The 12,953-nt window shown below is 56.5% G+C and carries 10 protein-coding genes; 1 reads left to right on the top strand and 9 read right to left on the bottom strand.

What is annotated here, in order from left to right:
• Window positions 1-33: 33 nt before the first annotated feature.
• From UF64_RS03710 to UF64_RS03695, 4 genes are all read right to left on the bottom strand, one after another.
• Window positions 34-2,574: an ABC transporter permease gene (locus UF64_RS03710; protein ID WP_044827244.1), complete on the bottom strand. Its 2,541-nt coding sequence runs from the start codon at window positions 2,572-2,574 to the stop codon at window positions 34-36.
• 60 nt (window positions 2,575-2,634) lie between these two features.
• Window positions 2,635-3,081 carry a response regulator gene (locus tag UF64_RS03705; RefSeq protein ID WP_044827243.1) on the bottom strand — a complete coding sequence of 149 codons (447 nt, stop codon included), beginning with the start codon at window positions 3,079-3,081 and terminating at the stop codon, window positions 2,635-2,637.
• A gap of 322 nt (window positions 3,082-3,403) precedes the next feature.
• The gene (ccmI, locus tag UF64_RS03700; RefSeq protein ID WP_044827242.1) at window positions 3,404-4,663 is read right to left on the bottom strand and encodes a c-type cytochrome biogenesis protein CcmI; all 1,260 of its coding nucleotides are present in this window, start codon (window positions 4,661-4,663) and stop codon (window positions 3,404-3,406) included.
• Between the two features lie 20 nt (window positions 4,664-4,683).
• Entirely contained in the window at window positions 4,684-6,666 is a 1,983-nt protein-coding gene (locus UF64_RS03695) for a heme lyase CcmF/NrfE family subunit (protein ID WP_044827241.1), read from the bottom strand.
• A gap of 226 nt (window positions 6,667-6,892) precedes the next feature.
• Between UF64_RS03695 and UF64_RS03690 the strand changes: the two genes are divergently transcribed.
• Window positions 6,893-7,912, top strand: a complete 1,020-nt coding sequence (locus tag UF64_RS03690; RefSeq protein WP_044827240.1) for a cation diffusion facilitator family transporter — start codon at window positions 6,893-6,895, stop codon at window positions 7,910-7,912.
• A gap of 97 nt (window positions 7,913-8,009) precedes the next feature.
• Here the strand turns inward: UF64_RS03690 and UF64_RS03685 are convergent, their stop codons facing one another.
• The 5 genes from UF64_RS03685 to UF64_RS03665 form a co-directional block, all read right to left on the bottom strand.
• Window positions 8,010-8,765: a PhoH family protein gene (locus UF64_RS03685; RefSeq protein WP_044827239.1), complete on the bottom strand. Its 756-nt coding sequence runs from the start codon at window positions 8,763-8,765 to the stop codon at window positions 8,010-8,012.
• Between the two features lie 339 nt (window positions 8,766-9,104).
• Window positions 9,105-10,331, bottom strand: coding sequence for an organoarsenical effux MFS transporter ArsJ (gene arsJ, locus UF64_RS03680; RefSeq protein ID WP_044827238.1), 1,227 nt, complete (start codon window positions 10,329-10,331; stop codon window positions 9,105-9,107).
• A 5-nt stretch (window positions 10,332-10,336) separates the two neighbouring features.
• Window positions 10,337-11,362: an ArsJ-associated glyceraldehyde-3-phosphate dehydrogenase gene (locus tag UF64_RS03675; protein ID WP_044827237.1), complete on the bottom strand. Its 1,026-nt coding sequence runs from the start codon at window positions 11,360-11,362 to the stop codon at window positions 10,337-10,339.
• Window positions 11,363-11,374: 12 nt separating this feature from the next.
• Window positions 11,375-12,406 (bottom strand): ACR3 family arsenite efflux transporter, encoded by a 1,032-nt coding sequence (arsB, locus tag UF64_RS03670; protein WP_044827334.1) that lies wholly within the window; start codon window positions 12,404-12,406, stop codon window positions 11,375-11,377.
• A gap of 26 nt (window positions 12,407-12,432) precedes the next feature.
• Window positions 12,433-12,945, bottom strand: a complete 513-nt coding sequence (locus UF64_RS03665) for an arsenate reductase ArsC (protein ID WP_044827236.1) — start codon at window positions 12,943-12,945, stop codon at window positions 12,433-12,435.
• Window positions 12,946-12,953: the final 8 nt, after the last annotated feature.

The raw sequence follows: 12,953 nt of genomic DNA, 5'->3' as shown, positions 1-12,953 counted from the left end.
CTTTTTGCTTTTCGGGATTTGAATTGATTGGGCTCAGCCCCGCCAACCGGTCTGTGCGTGCAGGTTTGCCGCCTGCAAGGCCCAACCGCCACCGAAACCAAGCACGACGATGGCGACAAAGGCTGCGGCCATCACAGGCCCGGCTACGAGCGCAACTTGGGTGAGGTTGATGGAGCCAATCGCCTGCGCGGCCGCAATCGCAATCCCCGTGCCGACGGCCAGTCCGATCAGGCCACTACTTGCCACCATTAGTCCGGTCTCATACGTCCCGGTTCGGGTGATCTGGGCTGGGCGAATGCCAAGTGCGCGCAGCATGGCGAGTGTCTCTGTCTGCCGCTGACGCAGCGCAATCAGGCCGCAAACAATCACCAGCACCGCCCCAAGGGTGGCAAGGGTCGTCAAGCCAACCAATGCCGAGATTACCCCGTCAAACAGGCGGGTCAGCTTGGCCAGAACCACGTCGACCATGATCACCGGAACATCAGGGTGGGCTGCAAGGACCAGGGCCAAGGCATCTTTTGCTTCGGTCCCGTCATGTAGCGTCACCGCACTGATCACCCCGTGGTCAAAGGCGGGTGTCATCGGTGACAGAACAATCGGGAAATCAAGGCCAAGGCGGGTCCAATCGATCTGGCGCAGATTGGCAATCCGCACTGTATGGGTCTGACCCATGATATTGAGGCGTAGGCTATCGCCGATATCTGCGCCGATGGCCTTGGCAACTCCTGCATCAAGGGACGCCAAATTTTCATTGCTGCTTTCAGCCTGCCACCACGCTCCGGCCGTGACCGGGTTGTCCTTCATATCTGCGGTCGGACGATCTACCCAGGACATGCCGCGATCCCCGCGCAGGAACCAGTGATAGCGCCGCGGCACATTTTCCTGGGTCAAGGCTTCGCCATTCAGGTGCGTCACCCGACCATGGAGAAACGGCATCTGACTGCCTGCCTGCACCCCATCAATACCGCGCAAATCGCCTATAAACGCATCTTGCCGTGAAGGCGGGATATCAAAGAACACCACGTCTGGCGTTTGCGACGGCAAAACCGATTTCAAATGCTGACCAGCCAGTCCGCCGAACAACACGACTGCACTCAGACAGGCCATCGCCAGCCCAAAGGAAGCAGTAATAGTCACAGTCGGGGCCGAGGGGCGGGCGATATTGCGCAGCGCCAGCCGCAGCGACGGGGCAAAGCCCTGCCGGGTTGCCAGTTTGCCCGCTAGCGCCCGGATCATCCGACCCAGCAGGATAAAAAGACCCTGACACAGGATCAGAACGGCGAGCAGCGCGATCCCGAACACGCCGATATCAATCAAGGCCGTCGCACTTCCAAGCAGCCCGCAGGCAAGGACGAGCTTTACGGCAAGCAGCTTGGTCGAACGCTTGGGCACGTTCTCTGTTTGATGGCTGTCCTGATGCCGAAACAGAAGGGCCGGGGCGGACTGACACGCCTCACGGATCGGGCTGATGGCAACCAGCGCGACAAAGCCAAATACGAAGCCCGCAATCATCGGAAGATTGGTAAAATCCGGTGCGATGGCAAAGCCAAGTCTTTGGCTCAGAAACGGCGCAGCCATATGACCGGTAACTAGGGTCAGGGCGATTGCAACCAGAATGGCGAGGCCGGTGATCAGCACCATCTGCCAAGTGATGCTGGTGGCAATTTCCTGTGGTCGGGCACCAAGACTGCGCAGGGTAGCAAACCGGGGGCGCCGGGCCGCCAGATCGGCGGTCAGGGCGTTATGGATGGCACTTGTGGCAATGGCAAAGATCGCAATCCCCATCAGGCTGACAAAGGCCGATGCGAAATCGCCAATCCGTTCCAGTCCCGGAACACCGTCGGCGGCATTGACGATCCGCCAGGCACTCGCGGGAAAGCGTTCCTCGATGGCGGCAATCACCTGATCCGGGGTGCGGTTGCCATTATCTGGCAGTTTTATGCGCACATACCAATAGACCTGCTTGCCCGGTGCCAAAAGCGGGCTGGTGCGATAATCCTCCAGTCCGACTATCACCCGTGGCCCAAGCGAGAAGAGCCTGAACTTGCGTTCGGGCTCGGCTGTGATGCTTGCCCGGACTTCATAGGGTTGATTGCCCAGATACAGCATGTCGCCAATCTCGTGCCCGACCTCATCCAGAAAGGCCGGATCAACGACAATGCCGGGCGTTCCGTTGCGGCTGCCAAGGGCATCTTCAAGCGCGATATCGGGTGACAGGGCCAACCGACCAAACAGGGGATAGGTGTGATCAATCGCCTTTAGCTCAGACAGCACCGCTGGCTGGTCGCCGGACGGCTGGGCCATCACCCGTTGTTCGATGGTCAGGCTGACCGTGCCAAGCGTCTCAAGGAAGCTGAGTTCGTTAGGTGTTGGCGCGCGGTGAAACAGCCGAAGCGAGATATCGCCACCGATGGTTTGTTGTGCCGACTGACGCATGCCATCGCGCACCGACTGTGTCAGGCTGACGGTCAGGATCAGGATGGTCGCGGCAAAGAAAAGGGTGGCAAACAGGATAACAAGGCCGACACCGGGCCTGCGCAATTCACGCAGCGCAATCCGCAAACTTGTCGGCATGAGCAGGAAGTTCGTAAGCAGAGATGTCGGGCGGCGCACGGCAGTCTCGCTGGCAGAGGGTTACGGGGTCGGGGTCAACGCCAGACCCAGCCAGAATGATTCGATCATTTTCATCAGATCGATGAATTCTGTCACATCCACCGGTTTGCGCAAATAACAGTTTGCCCCGGCGGCATAACACAGATCGACATCGTGCTCGGCACCCGATGTGGTCAGGACTATGACGGGGATGGATGCGCAATTGGGGTCGCTTCGGATATCGCGCAGCATTTCGCGGCCATCCTTGCGCGGCATGTTCAGATCAAGAAGGATAAGACGCGGACGTGGCGCATTGCGATACGGACCGTCCTGCTGCAAAAACTGCAGTCCGGTCATCGCATCCTTTACATGATGCAGTTCAACCGGTTGTTTGAACTCCCGCAACGCTTCACGCACAAGGCGCGCGTCACCGGGATTGTCTTCAATCAACAACAGGTTGTTGGTTGGGCCATTCCTCTGATCCGGCATAGTGATCCGCTATCCTTACGGGTGATCTTTCTATGATCCTGATCTTCCCGCAATTTTTGTTTTATGAGCCTGACAGTCACTTGATCCCAAAGAAAAAGATGGTCCCCACCATCATGTGCGTTTCCCGGGAAAAGGGTGGATAAGCAATAACTTATCTATCCTTAAGTCTTAATTTCATACCGCAGCACGAACTTCAATTCAATAAGACATCAGTAAAGTTGCAGATATTAACCGTCTGTATGAGATATAATGGCTCAAAAGAACAGGGGAAAGGGCGGATGGAAAACATTTTTTATCGGTGATTTTACGTAAAAAACACCGATCAGTTGGCTGAAATGCCGATTTCACGCGCCAGCGAATCGAATCGGGCAACAAGGCCTGGCTGGTCGGCAAAGACTTCGCCTGCCTTCTCGTAGGCCGCACGTGCATCATCCTCCTGACCCAGAACCATAAAGGCCTGCATCAGGCGTGCCCACCCATCGGGATCGTTGGGATCCTCATCAAGTCGTGCCGCCAGCCCATTGACCATCGACATGACCATTTCCTGCTGCTCTTCAGCGGTCATCTGCTGGGCGGCGGCAATATCTTCCTGACTTGGTCCGGGCGCGCGCTCTGCAAGGTTCAGGCGTCCTTCAATGTCGATGCCCTGGGCAAGGGCAGCTTCATTGATCCGCCCCACGACCATTGGCAACCACGGCGCATCGGCCGGGGCCCCGTTGGCAAGCGCGATCCAGCGATCAACAGCGGCGACCACATTGCCTTCCTGTGCATCGGCAAGACCAAGATAGAACTGGATACGCGGATCGGTGCTATCGGTTTCGGCGGCTTCACGCAGCACGCCTCGGGCTGTGGCATTGATCTGGCCATTACTGCTGCGCACAAGGCTTTCGGCATACATCGCCAGATAATCGCCATCGCGTCCCGACCGTTTGACGGTTTCAAGAAACGCGGTCTGGGCTTCTTCCGGGCGGCCAAGCGCCATCAGGCTGGCACCGAGCAACTCCCAAGCTCGGATATCATCGGGGTTTTCCAGAAGCTTCTGCGAAAGGTCACTGACCGCACGGTTCAGAACCGACTGGCGATCCTGATTGGCATCCTGTGCCATGCGCACGGCATTGATTTCATCGGTTCGGCTGGCGATCGGGCGATCGGGCATCTCGGGGCTGCCAAGATCAAGATAAAGCCCGAACCCGCCGGCAATGAACAGCACGATAAAACCGGCGGCAATCGTGCGGATCGGCGCACTGGCCGATGTCTGTTCGCGGGGCTCACCCGACTGTTGGCGTTTGATGCGCTGATCTGCGGCGAGGATACGGCGCTGCACTTCGGTGCGGGCGGCATCGGCCTGCTCGGCGCTCAGAACGCCGCGTTCGATATCGCGGTCGATCTCTGAAAGCTGGTCGCGATACACCGCAAGATCACGTGACAGCTCGTCCTCCGGGCTGCCGTCATTCATCTCGGATGCCGGTGATGCGTCGGCGGCATCACTTGCCTTGGCTGCGCGGTTGCTTTGAAGGATCGGCCACAGAATAAACCCGGCCAGCAGCAGGGTAATCGCGCCAAGAACAATCCAGATGGTCATGAGAGTTTCCTGTCCTTGGCTTATTCTGCAGGTACTGCTTTGGCAGCAGTCTTGTGGGAACGGGTCGGCGCACCGATGCGATAGCGACGATCAGACAGCGACATCAGGCCGCCAAACACCATGACCAGCCCGCCAGACCACATCCAAGGGATCATCGGTTTGACATAGAACCTGGTGATCCATTTGCCGCTTTCATCCTGATCACCGATCACGGCATAGATATCGCCGGTGAAGCTCGATTGAATGCCGGCCTCGGTGGTCGGCATACCTTCCACAGTGTAAACGCGTTTTTCCGGCGTCAGAACGACGGTGCGTTCACCCGGTGTGGTGATGGTGATTTCCGCTTCACGGGCGGCGTAGTTCGGTCCCTGATATTCACGGATGTCTGACAGGATAAACGTATGCCCGGCAAGCTCGGTGCTTTCGCCGACCGCCAGTGACTGGACGGCTTCTTCGGTCCAGGCCTGCGATCCGGTGATGCCGGCGACCACAATCGCCACACCGGCATGCGCCAGCATGGTACCATGGGCAGAGCGTGGCAGATTGCGCATACGTCGCAAGCTGGTGCTGATCGGTTCGCGGAACAGCTTGATGCGGCCCGACCATTCAAGGATTGATCCGACAAACAGCCAGGCCGCCAATCCCATGCCAAACAGGGCAAAGGCCGGACCACCTGCAAGCCACAGTGTGACCAGCACAACAACAACGGTTGCCGCCAGCGCAATCTTGAGCTTGTTAAACACGCCGAGAAGATCTGCACGTTTCCACGGCATCAACGGGCCAAAGGCCATGGCAACAATCACCGGGGTGATGATCGGAACAAATGTTGCGTTAAAGAACGGCGCCCCGACCGAGATTTTCTCGCCCGTCACGGTCTCAAGCAGCAGCGGATAAAGCGTTCCCAGCAACACCATGGCCGCCGCAATCGACAGCAGCACGTTGTTGAAGACAAGCGCCCCTTCGCGCGAGATCGGCTGGAACAATCCGCCGCCCTTCAATGTCGGCGCACGCCAGGCATAAAGCGTCAGCGATCCGCCCACAGCAATGAACAGCAGGATCAGGATAAACACACCACGCGTCGGATCAGTGGCAAAGGCATGCACCGATGTCAGCGCGCCTGAACGCACAAGGAACGTCCCAAGAAGCGAGAAGGAAAAGGCCAGGATCGCCAAAAAGATCGTCCAGCTTTTAAGCGCGTCACGCTTTTCGACAACGATCGCCGAATGCAAAAGCGCGGTACCGGCAAGCCACGGCATGAATGATGCGTTTTCAACCGGGTCCCAGAACCACCAGCCGCCCCAGCCAAGCTCGTAATAGGCCCACCAGGAGCCAAGGCCGATACCCGCAGTCAGGAACACCCACGCGGCCAACGTCCAGGGACGCACCCAACGCGCCCATGCCGGATCAACCCGGCCTTCGATCAGGGCTGCAACCGCAAAGGCGAAGGCGACGGAAAATCCGACATAGCCGAGATAAAGGAACGGCGGATGAATGGCGATGCCCGGGTCCTGAAGCAACGGGTTCATGCCTTCGCCGTCAAGCGGCGGGTTCAAAACGCGCTCAAACGGGTTGGAAGTCAGAACGATAAACAGGATAAAGCCAGCCCCGATCAAGCCCATGACACCAAGCACACGGGCAAGCAGGGTCGGCGGAAGATTGCGACCAAATGCTGCAACCGCCCCGCCAAATAGCGTCAGGATCAGCACCCAAAGCAGCATCGATCCTTCGTGATTGGCCCAAACCCCGGTGATTTTATAAATCATCGGTTTCGAGGTATGGCTGTTATTCAGAACATTGAGGACAGAGAAGTCGGAACTGACATAGGCATAAGTCAGCGCAAGGAAGCTTGCCGCGACAAGCGCAAAGCACGCAATCGCCAAACGCGGGGCCACGACCAGAAGGGCCGGATCACGCCGGGACGCCGCCAGAAACGGAATGGTGGATTGGGCAACTGCCATCACCAGTGACAGTATCAGGGCGTAATGTCCGATCTCTACAATCATATTATCGTTTCTCGTCCCTAGCAGGCCTGTTGCGGGTTCTCTCGTCTGCCCGAATGCGACATATAATCCCTTTAAAAAGGCTTGGAAACCTTGCGGAATATCAAATATGCGCTATTTGCTGCCCTAGGACGGGCGAAAATATGGCAATAGACATTACATATTGTACGCAAACAGGCTATAAAACGGTGGTCAGCCAGCGTATTGACAGGCCAGAGGTCAACAAAGCATGAGTCAATGTCCCGTCATTGACATAGCACAGAAAGAGATGTGGGCGCGTCGTGCAACGACGGCCTCCATTGTCATTGCTGCGACACTGATTCTGATCAAGGCGTTCGGCTGGTTCATGACCGATTCCGTTAGCCTCCTGTCTTCGATGATTGATAGCATGCTTGATGTTGGCACATCTGTGATCAACTTCATGGCTGTGCGCTCTGCCTGGCGTCCAGCGGATTCCGATCATCGCTTTGGCCATGGCAAGGCAGAGCCGCTTGCCGGTCTGTTTCAGTCGGCCTTCATGATCGGCGCGGCTGTTCTGGTACTGGCCGAGGCCGCATCGCGCCTGAATGAACCCAAGATGATCTCTTATGCCGTCGAAGGCCTATGGATCATGGGCATTTCGCTTGTGATGACGATCGGTCTGGTGCTCCTCCAACGCAAGGCTGTGCGGATATCGGGGTCAGCGGCGGTTGAAGCCGATTCGATGCATTACAGCAGCGATATCCTGTCCAATCTGGCCGTCATGGTCGCACTGTTTGGCGGCATGTCGGGGCTTGCCTGGGTTGATCCGGTGATCGGTGGTCTGGTTGCGGCCTTCCTGCTGTATTCCGCAGTCAAGGTCGGGCGGTCTTCGGTTGGCGTTCTGATGGATGCGGAACTTCCCGAATCTGATAGCCAGCGCATCATCGAACTGACCATGAAAAACCCCGATGTCATCGGCATCCACCGTCTGCGGACCCGCTCATCGGGTGTGCATCGCTTTGCCGAGATCGAGCTGATCATGGATGGCGGCATGTTGATGCGCGAATCGCACACCATTTGCCACATGGTGATGGACAGCATCCGCGCAGAATATCCCGATCTTGATATCACCATTCATCCCGAACCGCCTGAAGACATCCATCTTGATGAATTCAGCGGCTATACCGAAGATCCCGAATTCTGGCACACCGGCCGCGCCAAACGCGCCGGGCAGCACGACATTCCGGTCAATAACGCGGGTGGTGAAGTTGCCGCCATGGGCCGCTAAGCCTTATCCATCTTCGGATGATACCGACAAAAAATGGCGGACCCTTTCGGGCCCGCCTTTATTGTTTGCAGTGTTTTGCAGTTTGCTGTGTCGGACCTTAAAGAACGGTCAGCATGCTTGCGACCAGCGGATGACGGACGATGTCCTTGTCACGCAGCTGGACGCAGGCGACATCCTCGACATTTTCAAGCCGTTCGGACATTTCCGAAAGACCGGACATTTCCGGCAGAAGGTCGGTCTGGTCCGGGTCGCCGGTCAGGATCATGGTCGAATTCCAGCCAAGGCGGGTGACCAGCATCTTGAGCTGCCCATAGGTGCAGTTCTGGGCCTCATCAATCACGACAAAGGCGTTGTTGAGTGTCCGGCCACGCATATAGCCGATCGGCGCGATCTCGATCGTCCCGTCGGAAATATAAGTCTTAAGGCGCTTGGCCCCCAGACGATCATTAAGCGCATCATAAAGCGGGCGAAGATACGGGGCCATTTTGGCCTCCACGTCACCGGGCAGGAAGCCGATATTCTCCCCGGCTTCGACGGCCGGGCGGGCCAGAACGATGCGGGCGATATCGCCGTTATCAAGTGCCTCGACAGCTTTTGATACCGCGATATAGGTCTTGCCGGTGCCGGCCGGGCCAAGGGCCATGACCAGATTGAAATTATCGATGGCATCCATCAGGGCTGCCTGGTTCTCGCTTTTCGGGCGGATGTTGCGGCGGTAGCTTTGATCGCGTTGTCCTTTCTGTTCTGGTTCGCCAAGCGGATGCCAGTCGGCATTGTTTTCATCAAACAGCTCATGAACATTGGTATTAGACTGTTGCGGACGGTTACGACGACGTGCTGCGCGCTTACCCATGACGATCACCTCAACAAAGTTGCCAAAAAAGCAAAACGCGCCATTCCGTCATGGAAAGGCGCGCATTCAATTTTCATCTTGCGATGGAAGTGGCGGTAGGAGTTTCCGCCGGTCACAACATGTTGCATGTGCGATCCGGGGGGCGAAAATTCTCGTTTTAAGACGCTTTTTCGCGGCACTCGGGAACCCCTCCTGCGGTCCAGTTATTGACCGTTGATTGGAATCGTACCCCTATATGCAGTGTCTTGTCACGGGTTTTTGCGCGATTAAATTTTCATGAAACAGGATTGTGAGTCTTTTCAGATGTTTATCCCGCATCTGCGAAGGAAGTTTTTCAGGTCAACCCTGCGTTGACACATCTGATCGCGACGGAAGGGCGGCACTTATCACCCAGGCGAGCGTCAAAAACGCAATCGATGTCACGAGGCACCCAACCAGCCCACCATAAAGATAGGCAACCCCAGAAAGCACCGTACCGCTCAAACGCCCGATGGCATTGGACATATAATAAAACCCGACATTCATCGCGACCTTGTCGCCCTCGGCATAGGCAAGGATAAGGTACGAATGCAGCGATGAATTGATGGCAAAAATAACCCCGAACACCAGCAACCCACCCAAAACCGCAAGTTCAGGCGCGATATCACGCGTGATGGCTGCGGCAATCAGGGCGGATACTGCAATCAGGGCCGCGATCCAGATTTGCGCCGTTCTGCCATCCGGCTCGCGGGTTTTTGCCCGCAACATCTTGGGTGCGATGGCCTGAATAAAGCCATAGCCGATCACCCAAAGCGCCATGTAGCTGCCGACCTCGATATGGCTCCAGCCAAGCTCAGAGGCCAGAAATACCGGCAAGCCGACGACAAACCAGATATCGCGCGATCCAAACAAAAACAGCCGGGCGGCGGCCAGCACATTGATCTTGCGATCGCGCGAAAACACATCGCGAAATTTCGGCTTCATCGCACTGGCCGGACCCGTCATCGCCGAGCCGAGCGATATGGCAACGGCAATGAGTGTCAGTGCCAGTCCCGCCGCCATCGCAAGCAACGCGCCTGAAAAGCCAAGCCATGAAAGCAGCGCCCCGCCCATGAAAAAGCCGACACCTTTAAGCGCGTTCTTCGATCCGGTCAGAAGCGCAACCCAACGGAAAAGCGCCCCTTCGGCATTGGCCGGCACCAGAACCTTGATCGCCGATTTGCTCGACATCTTGGTCAGGTCCTTGGCCACACCTGATGCCGCCTGAAGCCCCATGACATAGGCGACCGAAATGGCGGGCAACCAATCGGGATTGGTCAATGAAAGCGCCGTCAAGGATGCGATTTGCAATGCCAGTCCGGCAAACAGGGTAAAGCGCAATCCACGCGCCTGTGCCAGCCAGCCGCCAACCAGATTGGTGACGATCCCGGCCACTTCATACAGGATGAACAGAAGGGCGATCTCAAACGCCGAGTAGCCCAGCGCATGAAAGTGCAACAGCACCAGCATACGCAGCGCCCCATCGGTCAGCGTAAAGCCCCAATAGGCCCCGGTGACCAGCGCATAGTTGCGGATTGCGGCCGACATCTTGGTCAGTTCCCCAAAAGATGTTGCGCGACTTTGACGGTCAGATCCGCCATCCGGCAGACATATCCCCACTCATTGTCATACCAGGCCAGAATTTTGACCTGTCGCTTGTCGATCACCATGGTCGATCCGGCATCAATGATCGAAGACCGGCTGTCATTCAGGTAATCGGCACTGACCAGCGGGCGGTCTTCATAGCCAAGAATGCCCGAAAGATAAGTTTCCGACGCCTCGCGCATCAGGCGATTGACGGTCTCGGCGTCGGTATCCTCGGCAACTTCAAACACGCAATCGGTCAGCGACGCATTGAGCAACGGCACACGCACGGCAATACCGTTCAGCTTGCCCTTGAGTTCCGGGTAAATCATCGTGATCGCGGTCGCCGATCCGGTGCTTGTCGGGATCAGCGACTGCAGGCACGACCGCGCTCGGCGCAAATCCTTGTGCGGCAGATCGACAATCGTCTGGGTGTTGGTGACATCATGAATGGTCGTAATCGATCCATGCACGATACCCAGTTTCTCATGCATAACCTTGACCACCGGGGCGAGACAGTTGGTCGTGCAACTCGCCGCGGTCAAAAGGTGATGCTGGGCCGGGTCATAAAGATCATCATTCACGCCATAGACAATATTAAGCGCCCCTTCCTTGACCGGGGCGGCGACGATGACCTTTTGAACCCCCAGATCGAAATAGGGCTGCAATGTCTCGGGTGTTTTGAACTTGCCGGTGCATTCCAGAACGATGTCGCATCCCATGCCAACCCAGTCGGTTTCACCGGGCGAGGCATTCTCGCTAAAGCTGATCTTGTGGGTTTGATCGATCACAACATGATCATCAATGCAGGCTACATGATTGCTCCAACGTCCATGGACCGAATCAAATTCAAGCAAGTGGGCTGCGGTAACAGCCCCGCCCTTGATTTCGTTGATATGGACAAATTCAAGGTTCGGGTGCCCCCAACCGGCGCGCAGAACCAGACGCCCCATGCGGCCAAAACCATTGATGCCAACGCGAATTTTACGGCTCATCTGAGGACTCCGTTACGATGCAACGTTTGAATTGGGAAACCAGCCACGGGTGCGATTGGCGATGGCGACAAGCGACAGCATCACCGGTACTTCAACCAGCACACCGACCACGGTGGCAAGGGCCGCACCCGACGAAAACCCGAACAGCCCGATGGCGGTTGCCACGGCCAGTTCAAAGAAGTTCGAAGCCCCGATCATCGACGACGGTGCGGCGATTTTATGCTCCACGCCGAGCACCTTGTTGGCGACATAGGCAATGGCGGCAATGAAATAGGTTTGCAAAATGATCGGCACGGCCAGAAGGGCAATGATCATCGGCTGGGCAATGATCTGTTGCCCCTGAAAGGCAAACAGCAACACCAGCGTGCTGAGCAACGCAATCATCGAAACGGGTTTGAGCTTGGCATCAAAATCATTGAATGCCGCATCCCCGCCTTTCATCAGGCGGCTTCGGATGATCTGACCCGCAATCACCGGAATGACGATAAAGGCCACCACCGAAATGGTCAGGGTTTCCCACGGAATGGTGATCGCCGAAATGCCCAGCAACAGGGCGACAATCGGCGCAAAGGCAAAGATCATGATCGTGTCATTAAGTGCGACCTGGGTCAGCGTAAAGTTCGCATCCCCCCTAGTCAGGTGTGACCAGACAAACACCATCGCTGTGCAGGGTGCCGCGCCCAAAAGGATCAGACCGGCGATATAGCTTTCAATCTGTGCCTCGGGCAGGAGCGGGCGGAACAGAAAACCGATAAACAGCCAGCCAAGGGCAGCCATGGTGAAAGGCTTGATCAGCCAGTTAATGCCAAGCGTCACCCCAATCCCGCGCCATTGACGACCGACTTCATGAAGCGCGCCAAAATCGACCTTCATCAACATCGGCACAATCATCAGCCAGATCAGAACCGTGACCGGCAGATTGATCTCATAGGCGGTCAGATTGCCAATCGCCTGAAACAGGTCGGGGAACAATTCACCAAGCACAATGCCGACCACAATGCTGGCAGCGACCCAGATGGTCAGAAAACGTTCGAACAAGTTCATTGGGGCTGATTCACTATTGGTGTCGCTCATGCTTCCTCGCTGCTCGAGATTTTCCCGATCTTGTCGAGTTCATTTTGAAGAGACAGCCGGTCGAGAGACTTGAACGGGAGGCTGGTGAAGATCGAAATCCGGTTGCGCAACATGCGATAGGTTTCAGCAAATGCCAGGCGTTTTTCTGCTTCGCTGCCTTCGGCCCCTGCTGGATCGGGCACACCCCAATGGGCGGTCATTGGCGAGCCGGGAAAAATTGGGCAGTCTTCATTTGCCGTGGCGTCACAAACCGTAAAGACGAAATCAAATTTGATTTCATCCTGACCCGCATAGGTTTCCATGTCTTTGGAGGAAAACTTCGCCATATCATGACCCAGGCTTTCCAGAAGTTCGCGAGCGTACGGATGTATTTCACCGCGCGGGTGTGAGCCAGCACTATAGCCAAAGAAATGATCATGGCCTTCTTTTTTCAAGATGGCTTCGGCCATGATGCTTCTTGCCGAATTGGCGCGGCACAGGAAAAGCACGTTGTAGGTACCACCAGACATGGCGAATT

It is taken from the genome of Thalassospira sp. HJ, assembly GCF_000948415.1.
GTDB lineage: Bacteria > Pseudomonadota > Alphaproteobacteria > Rhodospirillales > Thalassospiraceae > Thalassospira.
Note: the sequence above shows the minus strand (reverse complement) of the source record. Positions and strands in the feature narration are given on the sequence as shown.

Bases quoted from the DNA above. Each gene is read 5' to 3' on its own strand.
- UF64_RS03675 (WP_044827237.1), bottom strand. From the start codon at position 11,362: ATGAGCCGTAAAATTCGCGTTGGCATCAATGGTTTTGGCCGCATGGGG.
- ccmI (WP_044827242.1), bottom strand. From the start codon at position 4,663: ATGACCATCTGGATTGTTCTTGGCGCGATTACCCTGCTGCTGGCCGGG.
- arsB (WP_044827334.1), bottom strand. From the start codon at position 12,406: ATGAACTTGTTCGAACGTTTTCTGACCATCTGGGTCGCTGCCAGCATT.
- arsJ (WP_044827238.1), bottom strand. From the start codon at position 10,331: ATGTCGGCCGCAATCCGCAACTATGCGCTGGTCACCGGGGCCTATTGG.
- UF64_RS03685 (WP_044827239.1), bottom strand. From the start codon at position 8,765: ATGGGTAAGCGCGCAGCACGTCGTCGTAACCGTCCGCAACAGTCTAAT.
- UF64_RS03690 (WP_044827240.1), top strand. From the start codon at position 6,893: ATGAGTCAATGTCCCGTCATTGACATAGCACAGAAAGAGATGTGGGCG.
- UF64_RS03695 (WP_044827241.1), bottom strand. From the start codon at position 6,666: ATGATTGTAGAGATCGGACATTACGCCCTGATACTGTCACTGGTGATG.
- UF64_RS03665 (WP_044827236.1), bottom strand. From the start codon at position 12,945: ATGTCTGGTGGTACCTACAACGTGCTTTTCCTGTGCCGCGCCAATTCG.
- UF64_RS03705 (WP_044827243.1), bottom strand. From the start codon at position 3,081: ATGCCGGATCAGAGGAATGGCCCAACCAACAACCTGTTGTTGATTGAA.
- UF64_RS03710 (WP_044827244.1), bottom strand. From the start codon at position 2,574: ATGCCGACAAGTTTGCGGATTGCGCTGCGTGAATTGCGCAGGCCCGGT.